At 63.1% G+C, this 25,786-nt stretch carries 26 protein-coding genes; 22 read left to right on the forward strand and 4 right to left on the reverse strand.

The features are described from left to right. The first annotated feature begins 133 nt into the window (after positions 1-133). From modA to BT179_RS06945, 7 genes are all read left to right on the forward strand, one after another. Positions 134-886: a molybdate ABC transporter substrate-binding protein gene (gene modA / locus BT179_RS06915; protein ID WP_072430594.1), complete on the forward strand. Its 753-nt coding sequence runs from the start codon at positions 134-136 to the stop codon at positions 884-886. After that, positions 887-1,567, forward strand: a complete 681-nt coding sequence (gene modB, locus BT179_RS06920) for a molybdate ABC transporter permease subunit (RefSeq protein WP_072399059.1) — start codon at positions 887-889, stop codon at positions 1,565-1,567. 3 nt (positions 1,568-1,570) lie between these two features. Beyond that, positions 1,571-2,650 (forward strand): molybdenum ABC transporter ATP-binding protein, encoded by a 1,080-nt coding sequence (modC, locus tag BT179_RS06925; RefSeq protein WP_072399060.1) that lies wholly within the window; start codon positions 1,571-1,573, stop codon positions 2,648-2,650. Between the two features lie 103 nt (positions 2,651-2,753). After that, positions 2,754-3,791, forward strand: a complete 1,038-nt coding sequence (locus BT179_RS06930; RefSeq protein WP_072399062.1) for a DNA topoisomerase IB — start codon at positions 2,754-2,756, stop codon at positions 3,789-3,791. Between the two features lie 136 nt (positions 3,792-3,927). After that, a complete protein-coding gene (locus BT179_RS06935) occupies positions 3,928-4,491 on the forward strand; it encodes an ATP-dependent Clp protease proteolytic subunit (RefSeq protein ID WP_072399064.1) in 564 nt (187 codons plus the stop codon). Between the two features lie 204 nt (positions 4,492-4,695). After that, complete coding sequence (locus BT179_RS06940; protein ID WP_003182983.1) at positions 4,696-4,875, forward strand: con-10 family general stress protein; 180 nt, start codon at positions 4,696-4,698, stop codon at positions 4,873-4,875. Positions 4,876-4,935: 60 nt separating this feature from the next. Further along, positions 4,936-5,163: a hypothetical protein gene (locus BT179_RS06945; RefSeq protein ID WP_072399066.1), complete on the forward strand. Its 228-nt coding sequence runs from the start codon at positions 4,936-4,938 to the stop codon at positions 5,161-5,163. 184 nt (positions 5,164-5,347) lie between these two features. Here BT179_RS06945 and BT179_RS06950 read toward each other — a convergent pair whose 3' ends face one another. Further along, a complete protein-coding gene (locus tag BT179_RS06950) occupies positions 5,348-6,094 on the reverse strand; it encodes an OBAP family protein (RefSeq protein ID WP_072430595.1) in 747 nt (248 codons plus the stop codon). 257 nt (positions 6,095-6,351) lie between these two features. Between BT179_RS06950 and arsH the strand changes: the two genes are divergently transcribed. Then, on the forward strand, positions 6,352-7,047 hold the full coding sequence (gene arsH / locus BT179_RS06955; RefSeq protein WP_072399070.1) for an arsenical resistance protein ArsH: 696 nt from the start codon (positions 6,352-6,354) through the stop codon (positions 7,045-7,047). On the opposite strand, the gene BT179_RS06960 is transcribed toward arsH, so the two are convergent. Continuing rightward, positions 7,032-7,565 carry a DUF3087 family protein gene (locus tag BT179_RS06960; protein ID WP_072399072.1) on the reverse strand — a complete coding sequence of 178 codons (534 nt, stop codon included), beginning with the start codon at positions 7,563-7,565 and terminating at the stop codon, positions 7,032-7,034. The genes arsH and BT179_RS06960 overlap by 16 nt on opposite strands. Positions 7,566-7,782: 217 nt before the next feature. On the opposite strand from BT179_RS06960, the gene ppnN reads away from it, so the two are divergent. Further along, complete coding sequence (gene ppnN / locus BT179_RS06965; RefSeq protein WP_072399074.1) at positions 7,783-9,156, forward strand: nucleotide 5'-monophosphate nucleosidase PpnN; 1,374 nt, start codon at positions 7,783-7,785, stop codon at positions 9,154-9,156. Between the two features lie 103 nt (positions 9,157-9,259). Here the strand turns inward: ppnN and BT179_RS06970 are convergent, their stop codons facing one another. Continuing rightward, positions 9,260-9,928, reverse strand: a complete 669-nt coding sequence (locus BT179_RS06970) for an HAD-IA family hydrolase (protein ID WP_072430596.1) — start codon at positions 9,926-9,928, stop codon at positions 9,260-9,262. A 90-nt stretch (positions 9,929-10,018) separates the two neighbouring features. After that, a complete protein-coding gene (locus BT179_RS06975) occupies positions 10,019-11,365 on the reverse strand; it encodes an MATE family efflux transporter (RefSeq protein ID WP_072399078.1) in 1,347 nt (448 codons plus the stop codon). Between the two features lie 371 nt (positions 11,366-11,736). On the opposite strand from BT179_RS06975, the gene BT179_RS06980 reads away from it, so the two are divergent. The 13 genes from BT179_RS06980 to BT179_RS07040 all read left to right on the forward strand — a co-directional run bounded on the left by BT179_RS06980 (position 11,737) and on the right by BT179_RS07040 (position 25,740). Beyond that, complete coding sequence (locus tag BT179_RS06980) at positions 11,737-12,954, forward strand: methyl-accepting chemotaxis protein (protein ID WP_072430597.1); 1,218 nt, start codon at positions 11,737-11,739, stop codon at positions 12,952-12,954. A gap of 11 nt (positions 12,955-12,965) precedes the next feature. Continuing rightward, on the forward strand, positions 12,966-13,334 hold the full coding sequence (locus BT179_RS06985) for a response regulator (RefSeq protein ID WP_072399083.1): 369 nt from the start codon (positions 12,966-12,968) through the stop codon (positions 13,332-13,334). A gap of 15 nt (positions 13,335-13,349) precedes the next feature. Then, positions 13,350-13,634 carry an STAS domain-containing protein gene (locus tag BT179_RS06990; protein ID WP_072399084.1) on the forward strand — a complete coding sequence of 95 codons (285 nt, stop codon included), beginning with the start codon at positions 13,350-13,352 and terminating at the stop codon, positions 13,632-13,634. Between the two features lie 85 nt (positions 13,635-13,719). After that, a complete protein-coding gene (locus tag BT179_RS06995; protein WP_072430723.1) occupies positions 13,720-15,834 on the forward strand; it encodes a chemotaxis protein CheA in 2,115 nt (704 codons plus the stop codon). A 33-nt stretch (positions 15,835-15,867) separates the two neighbouring features. Beyond that, complete coding sequence (locus BT179_RS07000; RefSeq protein WP_072399086.1) at positions 15,868-17,526, forward strand: methyl-accepting chemotaxis protein; 1,659 nt, start codon at positions 15,868-15,870, stop codon at positions 17,524-17,526. Positions 17,527-17,563: 37 nt separating this feature from the next. Beyond that, positions 17,564-18,097 (forward strand): chemotaxis protein CheW, encoded by a 534-nt coding sequence (locus BT179_RS07005; protein WP_072430598.1) that lies wholly within the window; start codon positions 17,564-17,566, stop codon positions 18,095-18,097. After that, complete coding sequence (locus BT179_RS07010) at positions 18,094-18,930, forward strand: CheR family methyltransferase (protein WP_072399089.1); 837 nt, start codon at positions 18,094-18,096, stop codon at positions 18,928-18,930. Before BT179_RS07005 ends, BT179_RS07010 begins: the two co-directional genes overlap by 4 nt. Further along, entirely contained in the window at positions 18,927-19,424 is a 498-nt protein-coding gene (gene cheD, locus BT179_RS07015) for a chemoreceptor glutamine deamidase CheD (RefSeq protein WP_072399091.1), read from the forward strand. The genes BT179_RS07010 and cheD overlap by 4 nt, the downstream gene beginning before the upstream one ends. A 2-nt stretch (positions 19,425-19,426) precedes the next feature. Next, positions 19,427-20,500 (forward strand): protein-glutamate methylesterase/protein-glutamine glutaminase, encoded by a 1,074-nt coding sequence (locus tag BT179_RS07020; RefSeq protein ID WP_072399093.1) that lies wholly within the window; start codon positions 19,427-19,429, stop codon positions 20,498-20,500. A gap of 436 nt (positions 20,501-20,936) precedes the next feature. Further along, positions 20,937-22,676, forward strand: coding sequence for an ABC transporter permease (locus tag BT179_RS07025; RefSeq protein ID WP_072430599.1), 1,740 nt, complete (start codon positions 20,937-20,939; stop codon positions 22,674-22,676). Positions 22,677-22,689: 13 nt separating this feature from the next. After that, positions 22,690-23,997, forward strand: coding sequence for an ABC transporter ATP-binding protein (locus BT179_RS07030; protein ID WP_072399097.1), 1,308 nt, complete (start codon positions 22,690-22,692; stop codon positions 23,995-23,997). 53 nt (positions 23,998-24,050) lie between these two features. Next, positions 24,051-25,127, forward strand: coding sequence for a sensor histidine kinase (locus tag BT179_RS07035; RefSeq protein WP_072399099.1), 1,077 nt, complete (start codon positions 24,051-24,053; stop codon positions 25,125-25,127). Then, entirely contained in the window at positions 25,114-25,740 is a 627-nt protein-coding gene (locus BT179_RS07040) for a response regulator transcription factor (protein ID WP_072399101.1), read from the forward strand. The genes BT179_RS07035 and BT179_RS07040 overlap by 14 nt, the downstream gene beginning before the upstream one ends. Positions 25,741-25,786 lie beyond the last annotated feature (46 nt).

The following is a 25,786-nucleotide window of genomic DNA, read 5'->3' on the forward strand; positions in this document are numbered from 1 at the left end:
TTCACGAGAGCGGCAGCCCTTGCATCCTCGCTGCCGCTGATCCCGACAATATGCCGCGTTCCGTTTGCCAGCCGTTCGCTATATATTCCACTATATAGCGAAATAGCGAACCTGCCCCTACGGAGCCATCTCCATGCACCTGAACCACCTTGCAGCGCTGCTGCTCACCACGCTCTGCACCGTTGCTACCGTCGAGGCGGCCGAGGTGCAGGTGGCGGTGGCGTCCAATTTCACCGCGCCGCTCCAGGCCATCGCCGCCGACTTCGAGAAAGCCACCGGCCATAAGGTGGTCGCGGCCTACGGCGCCACCGGGCAGTTCTACACCCAGATCAAGAACGGCGCACCGTTCGAAGTTTTCCTCGCCGCCGACGACAGCGCCCCGGCCAGGCTCGAAACCGAAGGCGACACGGTCAAGGGCTCGCGCTTCACCTACGCCATCGGAACACTGGCCCTGTGGTCGGCCAAGACCGGCTATGTCGATGACAACGGCCAGGCCCTCAAGGACAACGCTTTCCGGCACCTGTCCATCGCCAACCCGAAAGCCGCGCCCTACGGCCTGGCTGCGACCCAGGTGCTGGACAGGCTGGGGCTGGCCACGCAGGTCAAGGACAAGATCGTCGAAGGCCAGAACATCACCCAGGCCTACCAGTTCGTGTCCACCGGCAACGCCGAGCTCGGCTTCGTGGCCTTGTCCCAGGTCTACAAGGACGGCAAGCTCACCAGCGGTTCGGCATGGATCGTTCCGGCCCGGTTGCATGATCCCATCAAGCAGGACGCGGTCATCCTCGGCAAGGGCCGGGACAACCCTGCCGCCACGGCCTTGATGGACTATCTCAAGGGGCCGCAAGCCGCCGCCATCCTCCAGGCCTACGGTTATCAACGCTAAATGCCACTGGACAATGCCGACTACGCCGCCATCTGGCTGACCCTCCAACTGGCCTCAGTGACCACGGTGATCCTGCTGCTCATCGGCACGCCCATCGCTTTGTGGCTATCGCGTACCCGTTCCTGGCTACGCGGACCGGTGGGAGCCGTGGTGGCCCTGCCGCTGGTGCTGCCCCCCACGGTCATCGGCTTCTATCTATTGCTGGCGATGGGGCCGAATGGCTGGCTTGGCCAGCTCACCCAGGCCCTCGGCCTGGGCACCTTCACCTTCAGCTTCACCGGGCTGGTGATCGGTTCGGTGATCTATTCCATGCCGTTCGTGGTGCAACCGCTACAAAATGCCTTCGCCGCCATCGGCAGCCGTCCGCTGGAGGTCGCCGCCACCCTGCGCGCCGGCCCCTGGGATACCTTCTTCAGCGTCATCCTGCCCCTGGCCCGGCCGGGCTTCATCACCGCCGCCATTCTCGGTTTCGCCCACACGGTAGGCGAATTCGGCGTGGTGCTGATGATCGGCGGCAACATTCCGGAAAAGACCCGGGTGGTGTCAGTGCAGATCTACGACCATGTCGAAGCCTTGGAGTACGCCCAGGCTCACTGGCTGGCGGCGGCGATGCTGGTGTTCTCTTTCGTTGTGCTGCTGGCGCTGTATTCCAGTCGCAGAGCCCGGACCGGCTGGAGCTGATCGATGATTCAAGCGCGTTTTCAGCTCGACCGCGGGGACTTTTCCTTCGACCTGGATGTGCAGTTGCCGGGCCGTGGCGTGACGGCGCTGTACGGTCAGTCCGGTTCCGGCAAGACCACCTGCCTGCGTTGCATCGCAGGGCTGGAGCGGCCGGCACGGGGCTTTATCGAGGTCAATGGCCAGGTCTGGCAAGACACCGATCGCGGCGTGTTCGTGCCGCCCCATCAACGGGCGCTGGGGTATGTGTTCCAGGAGGCCAGCCTGTTCGCCCATCTATCTGTAAGGGCCAACCTGACGTTCGGCCTCAAGCGGATCGCGCCGGCACAGCGCAAGGTGGGCATGGACCAGGCGACCGAACTGCTGGGCATCGGGCACTTGCTGGATCGGCGCCCGCAGCACTTGTCCGGAGGCGAACGCCAGCGGGTGGGCATCGCCCGGGCCTTGCTGACCAGTCCACGCCTGTTGCTGATGGATGAGCCTCTGGCCTCCCTCGATAGCCGGCGCAAGAACGAGATCCTGCCTTATCTGCAAAGGCTTCATGACGAACTGGACATCCCGCTGCTGTATGTCAGCCATTCCCAGGACGAAGTCGCGCGTCTGGCCGACCATATCGTGTTGCTGGACGCCGGTCGTACCCTGGCCAGCGGGCCCATCGGCGAAACCCTGGCGCGGCTCGACCTGCCGCTGGCCCTGGGGGATGACGCCGGCGTGGTGATCCAGGGCGAAGTCAGCGGCTACGATGCCGACTATCAACTGCTCAGCCTGACCCTGCCCGACAGCCAGCTGGACGTTCGTGTGGCCCACACGCCGCTGGCCCCGGGCCAGGCGCTGCGCTTCAAGGTTCAGGCCCGGGATGTGAGCCTCAGCCTGGCCAACGATACCCAGACCAGCATCCTCAACCGCCTGCCGGTCACAGTGGTCAGCGAACTGGCCGCCGACAACGCCGCCCATGTGCTCATTCGCCTGGAAGCCGCCGGCACGCCATTGCTGGCGCGCATCACGCGTTACTCTCGCGACCAGTTGCAGCTGCATCCCGGGCAACAACTGTGGGCCCAGATCAAGGCGGTAGCGGTACTGGCCTAGGCCGGGAATTTCAGCGGGGCGGGGGCATCAGAATTCTGGCACGACCGCAACGGGCTGCGGTCAATGACTTCACAGGCCACCGGATTCGCCAAGGATTTCCTTCATGCCCGACACCCTGCCACCCGCTTTGCCGGCCGACCTGCATTATGTCGACGACACCACCACGCCGGGCATCACCCGCCGAAAACTGCGGGGCAAGTTCTGTTATTTCGATCCCCAGGGCCAACGCATCACGGACGCCGCCGAGATCCAGCGTCTCAATGCCCTGGCGGTGCCGCCGGCCTACACCGATGTGTGGATCTGCCCCGACCCGCGCGGCCATCTCCAGGCGACCGGTCGCGATGCTCGCGGGCGCAAGCAGTACCGCTACCATGCCCGCTGGCGCGAAGTGCGCGATGCGGACAAATATTCCCGGATGCTGGAGTTCGGACGCACCCTGCCCCGCCTGCGCAAACGCCTGGAGGCGATCCTGGCGACACCCGGCTTCAGCCGCGACAAGGTCATGGCCACGGTCATTACCCTGCTGGACGTAACGCTGATCCGCGTCGGCAACACCCAGTACGCCCGGGACAACCGTTCCTATGGCCTGACCACCCTGCGCAGCAAGCATGTCGAGGTCAACGGCAGCGCCATCGCCTTCCAGTTCCGAGGTAAAAGCGGCGTCGAACACCAGATCACCGTAAAGGACCGTCGCCTGGCGCGGATCATCAAGCGCTGCCAGGAAATGCCGGGCCAGAACCTGTTCCAGTACCTGGACGAAAACGGCGAGCGCCACTCCATCAGCTCTTCCGATATCAACGCCTGGCTCAAGACCCTCACCGGCGCCGACTTCACCGCCAAGGACTACCGCACCTGGGCCGGCAGCGCGGCGGCGCTGGCCGGGTTGCGGGCGCTGAGCTGGGAAACCGAGACCGAGGCCAAGCGGCACGTCGCCGAGATGGTCAGGCAGGTCGCCCGGCAACTGGGCAACACGCCGACCGTCTGTCGTAAATGCTATATCCACCCTGCCGTGCTGGAAGGTTTCCTGCTCGGCGCCTTGAGGGACTTGCCCAGACCCCGTGCTCGCAAGGGCCTGAGCGAAGAGGAAGCCGCCCTGGCAATGTATCTGCAGCGCGTGCAGCAAGCCGCCAGCGCCTGCTGACCGAAGCGGCCAAGCCCTGGAAAGGCCTTGAGTGGCCCGCTACAAAAAGAGGAACATCCGACAGCCAGCGGACTCCCAAGTGTACGGCGCCACGATCCGCCGACACTTCAACGAATGAAGTCGACAGGAGTTTGAGATGTCCGAACACATTGTCCATTTTCATTGCCAGATCGATCAGGGAACCACGGAACGCTTCCGGGACAATTGCCTTGAAGCCATCGAAAAAGGCGCCGACTCGCTGATGCTCAACCTGTCTACCGTCGGCGGCAGCACCAACTTCGGCTTTACCCTCTACACCTTTATCAAGTCCCTGCCCGTGCCGGTGCGCGCCGTGAATGCCGGCAATATCGAATCGATGGGCATCGTCATGTACCTGGCCGCCAGCGACCGCACCACGACGCCTCACTCACGCTTTCTGATCCACCCCATGAACTGGTATTTCGGTCAGAAATCGGTGGACCATTCGCGCCTGCGCGAATACCTGTCCAGCCTGGATAACGACGTGGCGCGGTATGTGGAAATCTACGTCAAGGAAACCGCCGGCGCCGCCACCCAACTGGATATCTTCAAATGCCTGTGCGCCGAGGAGCGAGTCATTCCGGCAGAGAACTCCCTGGCCTTCGGCATTGCGCACCGGGTCGAGCAGGTGATATTCCCCGTGGAGGCCAAGCATTGGAAAGTCAGTGGCGGCGATGACTGAACCGCCGCAGGACATTGATATCTCCAATGTTTATCGCGACGTATATAAAAACAATCAATCCTGTACAACTTCCAAGCGCAACGGCTGTATAACTTTAATAACCGTTCGTCGCCAGCGAAACGTTTTTTTTAAACTTCCCACGGCGCTTTCCTTTCCCAATTATGCGAGGCAGTTACTCGCTTAACCAAAATGAGGAATCTCGAAATGGCTAATAGCGGAAACAAAAACCCAGGTAACTTCGCAAACGACCGTGAGAAAGCATCCGAAGCCGGCAAGAAAGGCGGACATGCTTCGGGCGGCAACTTTGCCAACGACCGGGAAAAAGCCTCTGAAGCCGGTAGGAAAGGTGGCGAACGCAGCCATGGCGGCGGCAGGAAATCGTAACCCGGAAAACCGTTGGGGCGCAGTCCTGCTGCGCCCTGGCGCTTGACTACCGAGGTCAGCATGGGCAACCACGAACGATTCATCGTCAGCTTCATCGCCAACGGTCAACCCGACAGCCGGGTGCTGGAGGCCGATTCCGAAACCCTGAGCGTCGACGAAGCCGAAGCGCTGCTGCGGATTTCTTTCAGCGAACTCAAAAGCGCCGAACTCAGTGATATCCAAGTTCAGAAGAGAACCAGGCCGACCGAAGAAGAACATGGCGTGCCCGGACATTTCAAACAACCCTGAGCAACTTCCGGTTTTCTTAACAATTCCGATATAACTTTATTACTTTCGTCGCTGGTGCGTTCTGGGCACTGTCCCTTCTATTCATAAGCAATAGGTTCTGCCTGGAATATATTCAGGCAGAACCTATTGCTCAGGCTGTGAACGAAAGTTACCAAGGGACCATCCGGCACTTCCCCTACGGAATCTAATGGGCATGTTCCCCCATGGGCCCCTCGATCTGCCACACCTTTCCATTGCGCCAGGCATCCGCGCCGGGGTCTATCGCTGGAGCGACGATGCCCGCCCGGGCGCGCTTTTTCGCCTCGCTGTCCAGGCCCATTCGGCTGTCACGCTCGCGCACGAGCTGCGGATCGATCTGGCCGTCCGCGGTGAAACCCATCATCAATTGCGGCACGCCGTAAGGCAGGTCCTTGCCATGCCAGGTATGCCAGGTCTTGCCGTAGGTACTCACCAGGTTCTGCATCAGGCGGTTCTCCGCTGCCTGAGCAATACCCGGGGCCACCAGTTGCCCGGATTTCACCTCGTGCACATGGCTATGCCACAGCTGTTTTTCACTGGCCGGCAGGCCCTCGAACAAACGCTTGCTGATGATGTACTCCACCCCCATCAGCTTGGCATCGACCGTATTGCCGTCGAAGATGGCGCACTGGAACACCTCTTCGTTCAACGCCGAGCAGTAGTGATGGGCCTCCATCTGCTCGGACATCCGCCCGTTATAGAAATGAAAGCCATCGAGGTAGGTGTTCAGGGCCTGCAGTGGAGGTTTGTCCTGCAGCATGTCCGCCCCCGCCTCCAGTATCGCGGTGGTCGGTGTCTTCGCGGCACCTGGCACATCCACCGGCGAATGGCTGTTGCCACCGGCACAACCAACAAGCCCCACAGCCGCAGCCCACAGCACAGCCCAGGTTCCGTGCGTCATTCGTCCTGACATGTCGTCTCTCCTTTGCATGACTGTTCATGAGAAAGACGCTGGGTGCCGCGGGTTTGATTTTCCTGATTGTGCAACCGACGAATGGTGGCATCTGGCATGGCCGTCCTACACGGGACCAAAGATATGAAACTTCATATATTCGATTATCCATATATACTCGACACGACCTGCCCTCTAGCCTATCGGGACCGCCAGATGAGGGTTCTTCACTATGCCCGAGAAGGCTCGCATCGGTACCTTTCTGATCCGGAGTTCCCATGACCGACCACCTGCCCAACCTCGATACCGCGCTGTCCCGTCCTATCCCCGGCGCCAGCGATGGCCCTCACAAGCCCCGTATCCTCCTGCTCTACGGCTCCACCCGTCCGCGCTCGTTCAGCCGTCTGCTGGTGCAGGAAGCGGCACGCCTGCTGGAGCATTTCGGCGCCGAAACACGCATTTTCAATCCCTCGGGGCTGCCGTTGCCCGATGACGCTCCCACCAGCCATCCCAAGGTTCAGGAACTGCTGGAGCTGATGACCTGGTCCGAAGGCCAGGTGTGGTGCTCCCCGGAGCGGCATGGTTCGATGTCGGCGGTGTTCAAGGCGCAGATCGACTGGGTGCCCCTGGCCATGGGCGCCGTGCGTCCGACCCAGGGCAAGACGCTGGCGGTGATGCAAGTGTCCGGTGGCTCGCAGTCGTTCAATACGGTCAACCAGCTACGAGTGCTGGGACGCTGGATGCGCATGTTCACCATCCCCAACCAGTCATCGGTGCCCAAGGCATTCCTGGAGTTCGACGAACAGGACCGCATGAAGCCCTCGGCCCTGTATGACCGGGTGGTGGACGTGATGGAGGAACTGGTGAGATTCACCGTGCTGCTGCGTGATCGCCCGGACCTGGTGGACCGTTACTCCGAACGCAAGGAGTCGGCACAGGCGCTGTCGCAGCGGGTCAATCAGCGCTCGCTGTAGCTGCGTTTCACCGCCTCGATCCAGGCCGGGTCCAGGCGCGACTGTTCGGTGTCCAGGCCCAGCGCCTGCATCTGCGCCAGATGCTCGTCGGCCTCCCGGGCCAGTGAGCCCTGGGCGCTGGAGTTGGCGTCCAGCCGATGCATCTGGGCCAGCCCCAGGTGATAGAACCGCAGCAGTTTCATGGCCGCCGGGTCCCGGGCCTGCACACCGGCCGTCACCTGGTGCATCATGTTGGTGACGCTCATCAGGCTGCGCTTGAGCTGCCAGCCATACACCGCGGCGGCCATCCACGGCTGCGACCAGAAATACAGGCGCATCAGCGCTGCCATCGCTAGCATGGCGGCAATGACCCCTGCGAGATTGAAGCGAAAATTATCCCCCCCGGGGGTACCGAACAGCATCACGGCCAGGCTGGACAGCAACATCGCCAGCGCCAGGAACGTCACGGCGACGATGAGGGTGCTGCGGCGGGTCTGCTTTCGGTAAAGCCCCGCATCCCACGGTTTGATCTCGAACATCGCGGCGCAATTTCCTTGTACGGCATCAAAAGAGTCCCGCATTATCGCCTGCCCGGTCGATTTAGCTATGCTGGGGCTCATTTTGCAGTGCAACGGACCCGAAGGATCCGGATCGAAGTCCATGGCGATAGCGCAAGGATCGTGCGATCTTCTTGCGTGGACGTTTTTTACAAGATGCCGTCGTTGTGTGCATGGCATCGTTTTCAAGGAAAGCTGAATGACTCAAAGACATGTAATCAATGCCTCGGTAAGCCCCAAGGGCAGCCTGGAGACCTTGTCCCAGCGCGAAGTCCAGCAACTGAGCGAAGCCGGTTCCGGCAGTATCTATACCCTCTTCCGCCAGTGCGCCCTGGCCATCCTCAATACCGGCGCCCATGTCGATAACGCCAAGACCATCCTGGAAGCCTACAAGGACTTCGAGATCCGCATTCACCAGCAGGACCGGGGCGTGCGCCTGGAACTGCAGAACGCCCCGGCCGACGCCTTCGTCGACGGCGAAATGATCGCCAGCACCCGGGAAATGCTGTTCAGCGCCCTGCGCGACATCGTCTACACCGAGAACGAACTGGACAGCCAGCGCATCGACCTGAGCACCTCCCAGGGCATCAGCGACTACGTGTTCCACCTGCTGCGCAACGCGCGCACCCTGCGTCCCGGCGTCGAGCCGAAAATCGTCGTGTGCTGGGGCGGTCACTCGATCAACACCGAGGAATACAAATACACCAAGAAGGTCGGCCACGAGCTGGGCCTGCGCAGCCTGGACATCTGCACCGGCTGCGGCCCGGGTGTGATGAAGGGCCCGATGAAGGGCGCCACCATCGCCCACGCCAAGCAGCGCATCCATGGCGGCCGCTACCTGGGCCTGACGGAGCCGGGCATCATCGCCGCCGAGGCGCCGAACCCGATCGTCAATGAGCTGGTGATCCTGCCGGACATCGAGAAACGCCTGGAAGCCTTCGTACGTGTGGGCCACGGCATCATCATCTTCCCGGGCGGCGCCGGTACCGCGGAAGAGTTCCTGTACCTGCTGGGCATCCTGATGCATCCGGCCAACCAGGACCTGCCCTTCCCGGTGGTCCTCACCGGACCGAAAAGCGCCGCGCCCTACCTGGACCAACTGCATGCATTCGTCGGCGCGACCCTGGGCGAAGCGGCGCAGAAACACTACCAGATCATCATCGACGACCCGGCCGAAGTGGCCCGGCAGATGACCCAGGGCCTCAAGGCCGTAAAGCAGTTCCGTCGCGAGCGCAACGACGCCTTTCACTTCAACTGGCTGCTGAAGATCGACGAAGGCTTCCAGCGCCCCTTCGATCCGACCCACGCCAACATGGCCAGCCTGGGCCTGCGCCGCGACCTGCCTGCGCATGAACTGGCCGCCAACCTGCGCCGCGCGTTTTCGGGAATCGTGGCCGGCAACGTCAAGGACAAGGGCATTCGCCTGATCGAAGAACACGGGCCCTACGAAATCCACGGCGACGCCGCCATCATGGAACCCCTCGACCGCCTGCTCAAGGCATTCGTCGCCCAGCATCGGATGAAGCTGCCAGGCGGAGCGCAATACGTGCCCTGCTACCGCGTGGTGACCTGAGTTCTCTGAGGACCACAGATCCAATGTGGGAGCGAGCCGGCTCGCTCCCACAGGGGGCTGCAGTGTCTGTGAACGACTCGCTCCCACCGAAGCGCTGCTGCGGTCACAGAATCGAAGGCAGTCGCATCAGGCCGGCCTCATCCACCTCAATGCCTAGCCCGAGGTAATTCTTGATCTGCGGATGAAGGGTGACCACGGGGTGCGTGTGCGTTGCCGTCACCACCATCACATCAGCCCCGGCGGCGTCGCCTGCCCGGATACCGGCTTCGGCGTCTTCGAACACCAGGCACTCCCGAGGCGTCACCTGCAGGCGTTCGGCCGCCAGGCGATAGCAGGCAGGGTTGGGCTTGCCATCGCTCACGTCCTCGGCGGTGACCATCACGTCAGGACGCGGGATGCCAGCCGCCGCCATTCGGCGCAAAGCCAGGGCCATGGGCGCCGAGGTGACGATGGCCCACCGATCTGGCGGCAGGCTCTGAAGGAACGCCGTCGCGCCGGGCACTTGCACCACCCCTTCCACATCGTCGATTTCTTCCCGGGTAATCTGCTCGGCCTCGGCCTCGGCATCCACGCCCGGTAAATGCTGGCAGGCAATGGTATCGACCGCGCGCACGCCATGGATGGTGGGCAGGAACGTGGTCACGTCCACGCCATGGCGCATGGCCCAGCGCGTCCAGATCCGCTCGGCGGCGGCGATGGAATTGAGCAGTGTGCCATCCATGTCGAACAGGAAGGCGCGGTAGGCAACGCGGGAGGGAAGACTGGCAGGCATCGAATCCTCGGTGTCGAGTGTCGGGTACGGGTAACGGCCACTGTAACATCGCCAGGCACCGAACCCTTGTGGGATCCGGTGGCGGGTTGATTACACCAACCGCTCAATCGGCTGATGCAGCCAGACCAGCTTGTAATACAGCGTCTGCAACAACAGCATGCTCAGGTAAGCCACGGGAAACGCCATCCACACCCCTTGCAGGCCGAAGTATGCGTCCAGCAGATAAGCCGCCGGCACCTGCACACCCACGATGCAGAAGATGGAAATCGTCACCGGCAGCAGCACCGTGCCGCCGGCGCGCATGATGCCGCCGACGATCGCCTGGAAGCCGAACACCAGCAGGCTCCAAAGCATGATATGCAACAGGTGTTCGGCCTGGACCCGCGCCGTCGGGTCGGTGATGAACAGCCCCAGCAGCCAGTGAGACAGCAGGTAGCCAAGCAGCACCAGTCCCCCGGTCAGCCAGAGGTTGATGATCAGACCCGTGCGCAGGATCGGCCCCAGGCGCTCCAGGCGTCCGGCGCCAATGGCCTGGGCACCGAGGATCGAAGCCGTGATGGCAATCGACAATGCCGGAAACTGCACGTAATTGACGATCTGCGTCACCGCGCCATAAGCCGCCGTGGCCTCGGACCCGTGGCGATTGACCAGCGCCAGGATCACCAGCTCGGACAACGAGATCACCACCATCTGTAACCCGGTGGGCAAGCCGATGCGCAACACCTTGGCGAGGATGGCCCTGTCCAGGCGCATCGCCGCGAACAGGGCCCGGTCGGGTGCCAGGACGTTCTGCCGACGGGTCAGGCGCCAGGCCAGCATTGCCATGGCCGCCGTCGTGCCCACCAGGCCCGCCATGGCCGCGCTCTGGATTCCCATCTGCGGCAGCCCCAGCCACCCGCGGATCAGCGCAGGTGTCAGCACCAGGCCGACACCCGTGGATACCAGCAGGGCCAACAGGGGCGACAGCGTATCGCTCACCCCGCGCAACAGCTGGGTGAACAGCACGAACACCAGCAGTATCGGCAGGATCCACATCATGACCCGGGCATAGGACACGGCATCGTCCAGCACATCCGCCGGTGTCCCCAGGCCGTGCAAGGCATCGCGGGCGAAGACGCTGCCAAGCACCGCCGCCACCAGCCCGATGATCGCCCCCAGCAGCAACGTCGCGCCGGCGATCGCCTTCACCTTGCCGGTTTCCTGGGCGCCATAGGCCTGCCCGATCAACACCCCGGCGCCCGCCCCCAGGCCGATCACCAGCGCGATGAAGAAAAACAGCACGGGGAACATGCCCGACACCGCCGCCAATGCCTGGGTCCCGAGCATCTGGCCGATGTAGATGCTGTTGAACGTACCGGACATCGATTGCAGGAAATTGGAGAGGACCATCGGGGTCAGGAACAGCAGGTAGGTTTTCCAGAGTGGCTGGGCAGGCATGGGGGCTCGTAATGGCAGGTTCGAAAATTCCGTGCCGGTAATTTAGCTCAATCCCTGACCGTGGCGAGGGGATTCATCCCCGCTGGGTCGCGAAGCGCCCCCCCTGCAAACTGCCTGACGCACTTGAGGGCAGCTTTGCCCCCAACGGGGATGAATCCCCTTGCCAGCGGTTACGCTCACCTCGGTGGTCACCTTCGTCAGTCCGATTCGACATTTCGCAGACTGGGTCTAATCTGAAGTAGCACAGTGCCACACCTTTGGCAGGCTGCCGACTGCGGAACCGGACGACCGGTCTTCAAGTTGGATCCGAGTTCGCAGATAACCAGTTAGTCGCCAACATCCTGCAAGCAATATTGTTCAAGGACCGAACCATGACGTCGTACCCACACGGTCATTCCTCTGTTCCAACCCAGCCTCGTATCCTCTGGAGCCCCGTGCTCGTGGCCATCGCCGCAGTCGCCGGCGTGCTGCTGATCAACGGTGCGGGCGCACAGAATATTGGCTTGAGCGCGGTCCTCCTGGTCCTCGGTATCGGTTCCGGGGTGTGGAGCGCGCGAGCCCTGGGTCGTCAGCTCGCCCCCGTCATCGCTGCCGACGCGTCCCGACGCGAACTGCAGGCGGCCCAACACGATGCCCATGCGTCCAGCGCGCAGCTCAACGAAGTCATCCTCGGTGCCATGCCTATCTGGGCCAGGCAAGTGGAAAGCTCCCGGCAGCAGACCGAAACCGCGATCGTTTCGCTGACCAGCCGCTTCACCGGCATCTCGTCACGCCTGGAAGAAACCGTGCACGCCTCGCAACTGGCGGCCGGTGAGCTGGCCGGCAACGGCAGTGGCGGCGCCGTCCAGGTACTGGCCCAGAGCGAAGGCGAACTGGTCCAGGTCATCAACTCCTTGAAGGCTACCCAGGCCAGCCGCGACGAAACCCTGGCCCAGGTGCGCAACCTCACTGCCTACACCGGCGAACTGCGGACCATGGCCGCCGATGTTGCCGCGATCGCCGCTCAGACCAACCTGCTGGCACTCAACGCCGCCATCGAAGCCGCCCGTGCCGGGGAAGCCGGTCGCGGATTCGCGGTGGTGGCCGATGCCGTGCGCAGCCTGTCGAGCAAGTCCAGCGAGACCGGCCAGCAAATGTCGGCCAAAGTCGACATCATCAATACCGCCATCACCCAGTTGGTCCAGGCCGCGTCCAGCGGTGCGGACCAGGACAGCCAGTCGGTGTCCATTTCCGAGGACAGCATCCAGCGCGTGCTCGAACGCTTCAAGAGCGTGACCGGACGACTCGCCGAATCGGCCGACCTGCTGCAGCAGGAAAGCTTCGGTATCCGCGACGAGCTCACCGAAGTGCTGGTCAGCCTGCAATTCCAGGATCGGGTCAGCCAGATCCTCAGCCACGTGCGCGACAACATCGAGGACCTGCATGTGCACATCCAGCAGGCCACCCAGTCGCCCGACCAGGCTGTCCCCATCGATGCCCGCCAATGGCTGGCCCGCATGGAAACCACCTACGCCACCGACGAGCAGCGCCGAAATCACCACGGCGACGCCGGCGCGCAGCAGACTTCACAGGAAATAACCTTCTTTTAGGAGAGCCGTTCATGGCTAAAAGTGTATTGGTTGTCGACGACTCCGCGAGCGTTCGGCAGGTTGTCGGCATCGCGTTGAAAAGTGCCGGCTACGACGTGATCGAGGCCAGCGATGGCAAGGATGCGCTGGGCAAGCTCAACGGCCAGAAAGTGCACCTGATCATCAGCGACGTGAACATGCCGAACATGGATGGCATCACCTTCGTCAAGGAGGTCAAGAAACTGGCCAGCTACAAATTCACGCCGATCATCATGCTGACCACCGAATCCCAGGAAGCGAAGAAGCAGGAAGGCCAGGCCGCAGGCGCCAAGGCCTGGGTGGTCAAGCCGTTCCAGCCGGCGCAGATGCTGGCGGCGGTGTCCAAGCTGATTCTTCCCTGATTGCCGGAGGTTGTGATGCCGTTGCTGTTCGAAACCGAGGATGACACCACCCAGGTACGCATCGACGGCGAGCTGACGATCTACACCGCCGCCGAGCTGGCCGCGCAGTTGCTGCCCAGCCTGGGCAATACGCCGCGCATGGCCCTGGACCTGTCGCAGATCACCGAGATGGACGGTGCCGGCCTGCAACTGTTGCTGATGGCGCTGCGCGAAGCACCGAAGGCCGGCACCGAACTGACCCTGACCGGTCGCAGCAAAGCCGTCACCGAAACACTCGAGCTGTGCAACCTGCAGGCCTAGGGTTTGTACGAAAAGTCGCGAAGGCAATTTTTCATACAAAGCCTGAGCCCCGCATCACCGGCCCGACACGACAAAGGAAATGAGCGTGAGCATCAATCTCGACCAGGCACAACAGACGTTCATCGTCGAGGCACGGGAACAGTTGCAGGCAATGGAGGAATCCCTGCTGCAACTGGAAAACGACCCGGGCGACGATGACGCCATCGGTGCCATCTTCCGCGCGGCTCATACCATCAAGGGTTCGGCCGGGCTGTTCGGCCTGGAGCCGATCGTCAGCTTCACCCACATTGTCGAAGACGTGCTCGATCGCCTGCGCAACGGCAGCGTCGAGGTGGATACCGGCCTGATCGCCGTGCTGCTCAAGTCCAGCGACCACATGCTGGAACTGATCAACGTGGTGGCCAACCAGGGCGGCACCCTGGCGCCGCAGGCCCTGAAGCGGGAAATGGAACTGTGCCAGGTCCTCCAGGAATACCAGGCGCCCGTGCCCGCCGATACGTCCCGGCCAGAAGCGCGAACCGCAACGGACGAACCCTCGGAAACCAGGCTGTGGCACATTTCCCTGCGCTTCGGCCAGGACGTGTTCCGCAATGGCATGGACCCGCTGTCGTTCCTGCGCTACTTGCAGACCCTGGGCGAGATCGTCCACATCGACACCCTGACGGACACCCTGCCGGCGGCCGACAGCTGGGACGCCGAATCCTGCTACCTGGGGTTCGACATCGAATTCCGCTCGGCCGCCAGCCACGGGGCGATCAATGAAGTCTTCGATTTCGTCCGGGAAGACTGCCTGATCGAGATCGTTGCCCTTGACGATGACCAGCGCCCCGACACCCAGGCGCCCACGAACACCGACCTGGTGGCGAGCACTCCCGCGCAGGGCGCCGAGTCCACCGGACTGGTCGCCAGTGGCGATTTGCTGCCCGACCAGCGCAAGACGCCACGCGTGCCCACCCAGGCGGTTGCCGAGCGACAAACCGTCGCCAGCGACAGCAAGGCCCGGGACGGCACCTATGTACGCGTCAACGCCGACAAGCTCGACGAGTTGATCAACCTGGTGGGCGAGCTGGTCATCGCCAGCGCCGGGGCCAGCCTGCTGGCCCGCACCTGCCACAACGATTCGTTGCAGGAATCGACGTCCACGGTGTCCGGGCTGGTGGAGGAGATCCTCGACGGCGCCCTGCGCCTGCGCATGATTCCCATCGGTGAAACTTTCAACCGGTTCCGTCGGGTGGTGCGTGATGTCAGCCAGGAGCTGGGCAAGGACATCGACCTGATCATCAGCGGCGCGGAAACCGAGCTGGACAAGACCGTGGTGGAGAAAATCGGCGACCCGCTCATGCACCTGCTGCGCAACGCCATGGACCACGGCATCGAAACTGCCGAAGCGCGGCTGGCCGCCGGCAAGCCGGCCAAGGGGCATCTGCACCTCAATGCCTATCACGATTCGGGCAGCATCGTCCTGGAAATCGCCGACGACGGCGCCGGCCTGAATCGCGACCGGATCCTGGAAAAAGCCCAGGAACGCGGCCTGGTCGCTCCCGGCGCGAGCCCGACCGACCAGGAGATCTACAACCTGATCTTCGAGCCCGGCTTTTCCACGGCCCAGTCCGTCACCAACCTGTCGGGACGTGGCGTGGGCATGGACGTGGTCAAGCGCAACATCACCTTGCTGCGCGGTACGGTGGACCTGGACAGCCAGCCGGGCCATGGCACCGTGGTGCGTATCCGCCTGCCGCTGACCCTGGCGATCATCAATGGCTTCCTGGTGGGCATCGGCCAGTCCACCTATGTCATTCCCCTGGACATGGTCCAGGAATGCATCGAGTTGAGCGAAGAAGACGGTGTCGCCAGCCGCGAACAGGGCTACCTGGACCTGCGTGGCGAAGTGCTGCCGCTGGTGTACCTGCGCGATCACTTCAACCATGAAGGCCCGGCCGCGCGCCGGCAGAACGTGGTGGTGGTGCGTTACGCCGACCTCAAGGCCGGGCTGGTGGTGGATGACCTGCTGGGGGAATTCCAGACCGTGATCAAGCCCCTGGGCAAGCTGTTCGGCGCACTGCGCGGCATCAGCGGCTCGACCATCCTGGGCAGCGGCGCCGTGGCATTGATCGTCGACGTCCCGGCATTGCTCACCCAGATCGCCCAGATAGAAAACCGCTACACCCCCACACAATTATCACAAGCCAACGCTCGCTGACGCTTTAGCAACTCCATGGAGAGGTACTTCCCAATGAAATGGTTCTACGATCTTAGAATCGCCACCAAACTGATCACTTCATTTCTCGTGGTGTTGGCCCTCACTGCCATCATGGGAGTGTTCTCGATCATCCAGCTGGGCCAGGTGAACGGCACCACCATCGAGATCCGCGAGAACTGGATGCCATCCATGCGGGCAGCCTCGGGCATGCGCTTCTTCGCGGCCAGCTATCGCCTCAAGGAAAACCGGCACATCGCGGCCGACTCCGAACAGGAGCGAACCACCCTGGAGCAGGAAGCGGAAGAAGCCAGGAAGGCCTTTGAAACGCGCCTGGCGACCTATGAAAAACTGCTCTCCAGTGCCGAGGATCGCCAACTGCTCGATGCAACCCGCACAGACTGGGTCGCTTACCTGGCGGTGAGCAAAGACCTGTTCGCGCTGTCCCGGCAGAACCTGACCCAGGAAGCCCAGGCGCTGCTCAAGGGCGAGTCCAAGCGTCACTTCGACCTGGTCACCGCCGACCTGCAGAAAATGGTTGAATTCAACGACGCCGGCGCCGGCGCGGCCAGTGAACATGGCACCGCGCTGTTCGAAAAATCCCGCCTGTCCATCATTGCCGTACTCATCGCCGCCCTGCTGGTGGGCCTGGGCCTGGCGCTGTTCATTTCCCGGGTGATCTCCCGTCCGTTGAAGCAGGCCGCGCTGGTGGCCGAGCAACTGGCCGAAGGCAACCTGAACGCGAAGATCGAAGGGGGTTCGAAGGACGAAACCGGCATGGTGCTCAATGCCATGCAGAACATGGTGGGCAAGCTCTCGCACATCATCGGCGAGGTACGTAACGCAGCGGACAACCTGGCCAGCGCGTCGGAAGAAGTCAGCGCCACCGCGCAATCCATGAGCCAGGCTACCAGCGAACAGGCGGCCAGCGTCGAGGAAACCAGCGCCTCCATCGAACAGATGAGCGCCAGCATCAACCAGAACACCGAGAACGCCAAGGTCACCGACGGCATGGCCAGCAAAGCCGCCAAGGAAGCCACCGACGGCGGCGAGTCGGTGCAGCAGACCGTAGTGGCGATGAAGAAAATCGCCCAGCGCATCAGCATCATCGATGACATCGCCTACCAGACCAACCTGCTGGCCCTCAACGCCGCCATCGAAGCCGCCCGCGCCGGCGAGCATGGCAAGGGCTTCGCCGTCGTCGCCGCCGAAGTGCGCAAACTGGCCGAGCGCAGCCAGATCGCCGCCCAGGAAATCGGCGAGCTGTCCTCCAGCAGCGTCGACATGGCCGAGAAGGCGGGCAACCTGCTCAACGAGATGGTGCCGTCGATCAACAAGACATCGGACCTGGTGCAGGAAATCAGCGCCGCCTCCGAAGAACAGGCCGCCGGCGTGGCGCAGATCAACACCGCCATGACCCAGCTCAACCAGGTGACCCAGCAGAACGCGTCCAGCAGCGAAGAGCTGGCCGCCACTGCCGAAGAAATGAGCAGCCAGGCCGAACAACTGCAACAGGCCATGAGTTTCTTCACCCTGGACACGCCGGCCAAGTCGGCCGTCCTGCCGGTGAAGGTGGACAACACCCCGAGTCCGTCCAGCCGCAAGCCGGCCCGGGCCACGGTGACCGTGTTGCCCAAGTCGTTCGCCTACAACATGGCCAGCGCACCGGACGAATCCGAATTCACTCGGTTCTGACGGCCGTCATCACTGGCTCGCTAAAGGAGAAAAAGGCATGGGCGCCATCGCGACCACTCGTCAAACCGCAATGGCGGTCGAGGAAGAAGCGCAATACCTGACATTCATGTTGGGCACGGAGATGTTCGCCATCGGCATCCTGTGCATCAAGGAAATCATCGAGTACGGCAACCTGACCGTGGTGCCGATGATGCCGTCGTTCGTACGCGGGGTGATCAACCTGCGCGGCGCGGTGGTGCCGGTGGTGGATCTGTCGGCCCGTTTCGGCCGGCAGAACTCGTCGATTACCCGGCGTTCCTGCGTGGTGATCATCGAGGCCAACAGTGCCGACGGCCAGGCCCAGGACATCGGCCTGCTGGTGGACACCGTGTCGGCGGTGCTGGAAATCCCGGCCTCGCAGATCGAACCGCCGCCGAGTTTCGGCGCGAAGATCCGCGCCGATTTCATCAGCGGCATGGCCAAGGTCGACGGCAAGTTCGTCATCGTGCTGGAAGTGGACCGGGTGCTGTCTATCGACGAGATGTCCCAGATCGCCCAGGCTGGCCCCACATTGGAGTTCGAAGGACAGTGAACACTCAGACCTGCACGGAACGCACGGCGAACGGGCTGGCGCTCAGCGACCGGGAATTCGGCCAGTTCCAATCCTGGCTGTACCAGGCCGCCGGCATCAACCTGTCGCCGGCCAAGAAAGCCCTGGTGGCCGGGCGCTTGTTCAAGCGTCTCAAGCACTATGAGCTGGACAGCTATGGCGATTACTTCAAGCTGATCATGAACGGCCAGCGCCGCGATGAACTGCAGGTGGCGCTGGACCTGCTCACCACCAATGAAACCTATTTCTTCCGCGAGCCCAAGCATTTCGATTTCCTGCGCCAGCATGTATTGCCCCATGCAACGCCAGGGAAGACCTTTCGCCTGTGGAGCGCGGCCAGTTCGTCGGGGGAAGAACCCTACAGCCTGGCCATGACCCTGGCCGAGGGGCTGGGCACCACGCCGTGGGAGGTGATCGGTTCGGACATCAGCAGCCAGGTCCTGGCCAAGGCGCGCTCCGGGCACTACCCGATGGAACGGGCCCGCACCCTGCCCCAGCCCTTGCTGGTGAAATACTGCCTCAAGGGCACCGGCAGCCAACAGGGCACGTTCCTGATCGACCGGTCGCTGCGCAGCCGGGTCAACTTCATCCAGGTCAACCTCAACGACACCTTGCCGGAGCTGGGGGAGTTCGATGTGATCTTCCTGCGCAACGTGATGATCTATTTCGACCAGCCCACCAAAAGCAAAGTGGTCGCCCGATTGATCCCCCGGCTCAAGCCCGGCGGGTATTTCATCGTGAGCCATTCGGAAAGCCTCAATGGCGTCTGCGATGCGTTGAAGCTGGTGGCTCCCTCGATCTATCGCAAGCCATGAACGCCGCAACCAAGCAAGTGGCCGAAGTGTACCTGGGGCCGGGGGAATTCCGTTTCGCCACCTGCCCGACCCGCCTGCGCACGATCCTGGGTTCCTGTGTGGCGGTCACGCTGTGGCATCCCGAGCGCAGGATCGGCGGCATGTGCCACTTCATGCTGCCCAGCCGCGTACGCTGCTCCACCGCCCTCAACGGCATGTACGCCGACGAAGCCATCGAACTGTTCGTGCGCCAGGCCCGGGCCCACCGCACCGAGCCCGAGGATTACCAGCTCAAGCTGTTCGGCGGCGGCGAGATGTTTCCCGAGTTGCAACGCCATGTGCCGTTCGGCGATGTGGCGCGGCAGAACGTCAACGCGGCGCTGGAAATAGCCTCTCTTTATCGCCTGGACCTGATCGCCCAGGACATGGGCAGCACCGGCTACCGCAGCATCATTTTCGACCTTTGCAGCGGCGATGTGTGGGTCAGACACCAACCGATAAGGACCCGGCATTAACCATGTCAAAAAAGATCAATGTTCTGCTGGTGGACGACTCCGCCGTGGTGCGCCAGGTGATGCTGGCGATTCTCAGCGAGACGCCGGATATCCATGTGATGGGCGCTGCGTCAGATCCGATTTTCGCCATGGACAAACTGGCCCGCGAGTGGCCCGACGTGATCGTGCTGGACGTGGAAATGCCACGCATGGACGGCATCACCTTCCTCAAGAAAATCATGAGCGAGCGCCCCACGCCGGTGGTGATCTGCTCGTCCCTGACGCCAACGGGCGCGGAAACCACCGCACAGGCCATGGCGGCCGGCGCGGTGGAAATCATCACCAAGCCCACCAGTGGCCTGAAGAACTTCCTGCTGGAGTCGGCGTCGGAACTGGTGACGGCGATCCGGGCCGCCGCCCAGGTCAATGTGCGCAACCTGGGCCGGCGCCCTGCCCCGGCCCCGTTGGTGCCGGCCGCCAAGCTCAGCGCCGATGCCATGCTGCCCGCCGCCAACGGCCATGCCATGGCGCAGACCACCGAACGCATCGTCGCCCTGGGTACTTCCACTGGCGGCACCCAGGCCCTGGAAGCGGTGCTGACCGCCTTGCCGCGGGTATGCCCCGGTATCGTCATCGTCCAGCACATGCCGGAAAAATTCACCGCCTCGTTCGCCGCCCGGCTCAACAGCCTGTGCCAGATCGAAGTGCGCGAAGCCCGCAACAACGACCGCATCCACCCCGGCCTGGCCCTGATCGCCCCCGGCGGCAAGCACATGATGGTGACCCGCAGCGGGGCGTTCTATCACGTGCAGGTGGTGGACGGCCCGCTGGTCAACCGCCACCGTCCTTCGGTGGATGTGCTGTTCCGCTCGGTGGCCAAGTTCGCCGGCCGCAACGCCACCGGCATCATCATGACCGGCATGGGCGACGACGGCGCCCGCGGCCTCAAGGAAATGCTCGACGCCGGCAGCGCCACCGTGGCCCAGGATGAAGCTAGCTGCGTGGTCTTCGGCATGCCCAAGGAAGCCATCAAGCTCAACGCGGCGCAACGGGTCATGGGCTTGCAGGAAATAGCCCAGGTGATCCTACACCGGTGAAATCGTCGCAAGAGCGCCGATCAGAAGCGTCAGCGCGAGAAAACCACCGAGAAAAATCGCCATCTTTGTCATGAGTTGTTCCTGAACGAGAATGCTGCGTTCAAACAAGCCACCCGCCCCTTGTGGGAGCGAGCCTGCTCGCGATGGTGTGTCAGGCAACGCTGTACTGTCTGCCAGTGTGCCATCGAGAGCAGGCTCGCTCCCAACGGGGGGTGATTTCAGGTTTCTGTCGCCATTGACCCGCTGTGTAGTTTGGCCAGGGGTACGAGCTCATTACAGACGCACCTGCCGGCGAAAAATGCGGATCAGCGATATACCAACGTATATTTTCCCGTCCCTAGTCATTCTGGCCCCGCCCGGGGGCTCCGATTAATCTTGCCGGGCGTTCAGCGCAGTCCCTCCAGGTCCTCCAGCTTGCTCATCAGAGAGGTGGTCTATGCGCCCTTCAATCCCAACCCCCGCATGGCTTGCTTTCAAGTACAACCAACAGGTTTGCTGGTGGGCCGATCTCGCCCTGCTGGGCCTGTTGATAGCGCTGGCCGTGTTCATCGCCTATGGCCTCGAACAAATGGACCAGCCCCTGGGGGCTCTCGATGCGTCGCCGCTGTCGCTGGACCTGGCCCATCTGCCGGGATACACACTGCGCACCACCTTGCGCATGTTCATCGCGCTGCTGGCGTCCTTTGTCTTTTCGCTGGTGATCGCCAGCCTGGCCGCGAAAAGTCGCAAGGCGGCCCTGGTGATACTGCCTGCCCTGGACATCCTGCAATCCGTGCCGGTACTGGGTTTTCTCACCTTCACCGTGGTCTTCTTCATGGGCGTCTTTCCCGGCAAACAGTCCGGCGTGGAATGCGCGGCCATCTTCGCCATCTTCACCAGCCAGGTCTGGAACATGACCTTCAGCGTCTATCAATCGCTCAGGACCATGCCCCACGACCTCTACGAAGTGAGCCGGCAATTCGGCTTTTCGCCCTGGCAACGTTTCATCCGGCTGGAGTTGCCATTCGCCACGCCGGGCCTGGTGTGGAACATGATGATGTCGATGTCCGGCGGCTGGTTCTTCGTGGTGGCATGCGAGGCGATAACCGTCGGCGATACGACCGTGAGCCTGCCGGGCATCGGTTCCTGGCTGGCACTGGCCATCGAACAGAAGAACGTCGCTGCGACCGTGTGGGCAGTGCTGGCCATGGTCGCCGTGATCATGCTGTACGACCTGCTGTTCTTCCGGCCCGTGGTGGCCTGGGCGGACAAGTTCCGCTTCGAACAGACCGCCGCCCAGAAACGCCCCCGGTCGAGAATCTACGACCTGTTGCGCTCGACCCGCCTGGTGCCGTTGACGTTGACCGCGCTGGGCAGCATCAAGGCCGCGTTGTACCTGCCCAGGCTGCCCAGGCTCCCCCCGTTTCGCTTCAAGGCCAGCGAGGGTTTCAATCGTGTCGCCGACCGGGCCTGGATCGCCCTGGTGGCCCTGGCCTGTCTGGCCGGCCTGCTGCAATTGGCAGGTTTCATCGCCAGCACCTTGGGCCAGGAAGATGTCATCGAGGCCTTCGGCCTGGGGCTGGTCACCCTGCTGCGGGTCGCGGTGCTCATCGTCCTCGCCAGCCTGGTCTGGGTGCCCATCGGCGTCTGGATCGGCCTGCACCCGCGCTGGGCCGAACGCCTGCAGCCCGTCGCGCAGTTGCTGGCGGCCTTTCCGGCCAACGTGCTGTTTCCCTTTGCCGTGATCGCCATCGTCACCCTGAAGCTCGACCCGGATATCTGGCTGTCGCCGCTGATGGTGCTGGGCACCCAGTGGTACATCCTGTTCAACGTGATCGCAGGTGCCAGCGCGCTGCCCAACGATCTGCGCGAAGCGGCGCGCAACTTCCGGGTGGGCGGCTGGCAGTGGTGGCGCGTGGTCGCACTGCCCGGGATCTTTCCGTATTACGTCACTGGCGCCCTCACTGCCGCCGGCGGTTCCTGGAACGCCAGCATCGTCGCCGAGGCCGTGTCCTGGGGCGACGAGCATCTCTACGCCCGCGGGCTGGGCGCTTTCATTGCCCAGGCCACGACCGCAGGGGACCTGCCACGGGTGGCCCTGGGAGTGACGGTCATGTCGGTTTTCGTCGTGGGTTTCAACCGCCTGCTGTGGCGCCCGTTGTACGGGTTCGCCGAGCGTCGGCTTCGAATTGATTGAGGGAGGTGAGCCAATGCAAGCACTCATGGACAAACGCTGCCTGGTGGATGTGCAACAGCTTCGGCATGTCTACGGTACCGCTGGCGGTGCCGAGCGACTGGTACTGGACGACGTCTGCATGCGCTTGAACGATGGCGAGATCGTCGGCCTGCTGGGGCGTTCGGGCTCGGGCAAGTCCACCTTGCTGCGGTCCATCGCTGGCCTGATCGCGCCCACGGCCGGCGTGGTCGACTTCCCTGCCGATGACCGCGGGCTGGCCAGCTCGGTACGCATGGTCTTCCAGAGCTTCGCCCTGTTCCCCTGGCTGACGGTGCTGCAGAACGTGGAAGTCGGCCTGGAAGCGCTGGAAGTGGCGGCGCCCGAGCGGCGCCGACGGGCCCTGGCCGCCATCGACATGATCGGCCTCGACGGTTTCGAAAGCGCCTTTCCCAAGGAACTGTCGGGTGGCATGCGCCAGCGCGTCGGCCTGGCCCGCGCACTGGTGGTCGCTCCGGATGTGCTGCTGATGGACGAGCCGTTTTCCGCACTGGACGTGCTGACGGCCGAAACCCTGCGCACCGACCTGCTGGATCTGTGGTGCGAAGGCCGGATGCCGATCAAGTCCATCCTGATGGTCACCCACAACATCGAAGAAGCCGTGCTGATGTGCGACCGGATACTGATTTTCTCCTCCAATCCGGGGCGGATCATGAAGGAAATCGTCGTCGACCTCAGCCAGCCGCGCAATCGCGCCGACCCGGCGTTCCAGGCGTTGGTGGAGCATATCTATGTGCAGATGGCCGGCGGTGGCCGGGACGGTTCAGCCCATACGGGTGCATTTGCAGGCACTGGCGTGGGCATGGTGTTGCCTTCGATTTCAACGAACGCCCTGGCCGGCCTGATCGAGGCGGTGCACGAGCAGCCCTACGACGGTCAGGCGGACCTGCGTGAACTGGCCGACACTTTGCGCTATAGCCCCAGCGATCTCTTCCCGGTGGCCGAGGTGCTGCAACTGATGCGCCTGGCCGATCTGCAGGACGGCCATCTCGCACTGCTGCCGGCCGGGCGGCGCTATGCCCGATCGACGGTCGACGAGCGCAAGCAATTGTTCGCCCAGCAGCTGCTCAGGCACGTTCCCCTGGTGGGCCATGTGCGCAAGGTGCTGGATGACCGTCCCACCCGCACGGCACCCGCCAGGCGCTTCCGGGACCAACTGGAGGACTTCATGTCGGAGCACGACGCTGCGACTACCCTCGATTGCGTCACGCAATGGGGGCGCTACGCGGAGCTGTTCGCCTACGACGAAGTGGCCGACCGGTTCAGCCTGGACAACCCTTCCTGAGCCACGGGCACAGAGGCGATATACACTGCGTGCCTGGGCCGGCCATTTGCGCGATGCGAGATGAATATCCAGTGAGAAGCACTCAATTGACCCTTCGCCTGCTGCTGTTGCTGGGATTGTCCCTCGGCATCGCGGCCATAGACACCGTCACCGACCTTGAAATCGCGGTGGGCGTCTTCCAGATCGTCGTGGTGCTGATTGCCGTACGAATCCTGCCGACCCGCGCCGTCGCCGGCCTGTCGGTCGCCTGCATGCTCCTGACGATCCTCAGTTATCGGCTCACCCGCTTCGGCGATACGGAGGCCGGGCTGGTCAACGTCCTGATCAGCCTCGCCGCCATCGCCGGTACCACCTACCTGGCGCTGCGCCTGTCCGCCGCCATCGGCACGGTGCACAAAACCCGCGCGCACCTGGCGCACATCGCTCGCGTCAACATGCTGGGGGAGCTGGCCGCGTCCATCGCTCACGAAGTGAACCAGCCACTGGCCGCGGTGGCCACCAGCAGCAGCGCGTGCCTGCGCTGGATGGCCAACGACCCGCCCAACCTGCCCAAGGCCCGCCAGGCCGTGGAACGCATCATCGCCGACACCCATCGGGCCAGCGAAATCATTACCCGCCTGCGGGGCATGGCCCGGCACCAGGCCCCCAGCAAGCGGTGGCTGAACGTCGCCGACACGGTGAATGCCGCGCTGCGGCTGCTGGCCGGCGAACTGAACGAGCAGAACATCAGCCTACGGGTGCATGTCCAGGAAGGCCTGCCGCCGATGCTGGCGGATGAAGTACAGATCCAGCAGGTCATCCTGAACCTGGCGATGAACGGGATCGACGCGATGCGGCAGGTCGATGTCGAGCAGCGCAGCCTGGAGGTCAATGTCGTACTGGAATCGGCCCAGCGCTTGCTCTTTTGTGTGTCAGACCAGGGCAAGGGCCTCAGCGGCAACGACCACGAACGGGTATTCGACGCGTTCTACAGCACCAAGCACGACGGCATGGGCATGGGCCTGGCCATCAGCCGTTCCATCATCGAGGCCCATGACGGTCGCCTCTGGGTCAGCAGCGATCCACAGTCAGGCGCCACCTTCCACTTCACCCTGCCGGCCGTAACCCGAGAATCCGATGACAGCCCATGACCCCAACGAATCGATGATCTATATCGTCGATGACGACAGTTCCGTGCGCGCCTCGCTGCAGGACCTCCTGGCTTCCGTCGGCCTGCCGAGCATGGCCTTCGGCTCGGCGCGGGAATTCATGGACGCCACGCTTGCCGATACGCCGGCGTGCCTGATCCTCGACGTGCGGATGCCGGGCTTGAGCGGCCTGGATTTCCAGCAGGAAATGGCCCGCCTAAACATCCAGGTTCCGGTTGTCTTCATCACCGCCCATGGCGACATTCCCATGTCGGTGAAGGCCATGAAAGGCGGGGCACTGGAGTTCCTGACCAAACCGTTTCGTGAACAGGACCTGCTGGACGCCATCGGCCTGGGCTTGAGTCGTGATCGGCAGCGACGTCAGCTCGCAGAAAAGATGGATGAGCTGAAACGTCGTCACCGCACCCTCACTGACGGAGAGCGGGAGGTGATGGATCTGGTGGTCTGCGGTCTGCTGAACAAGCAGGTGGCCGGGCGGCTGGGGTTGAGCGAAGTGACGGTGAAGGTGCGACGCGGCGCCTTGATGCGCAAGATGGGCGCCGATTCGTTGGCCACGTTGGTGAAGATGTCGGAAAGACTCAAGGACGCCAGCTGATGCGCCGCTGAACGAAGCGCACCCTGCGGCAGTCGGAACAACAAAT

The sequence above is a fragment of the Pseudomonas sp. NFACC43 genome (assembly GCF_900119645.1).
GTDB lineage: Bacteria > Pseudomonadota > Gammaproteobacteria > Pseudomonadales > Pseudomonadaceae > Aquipseudomonas.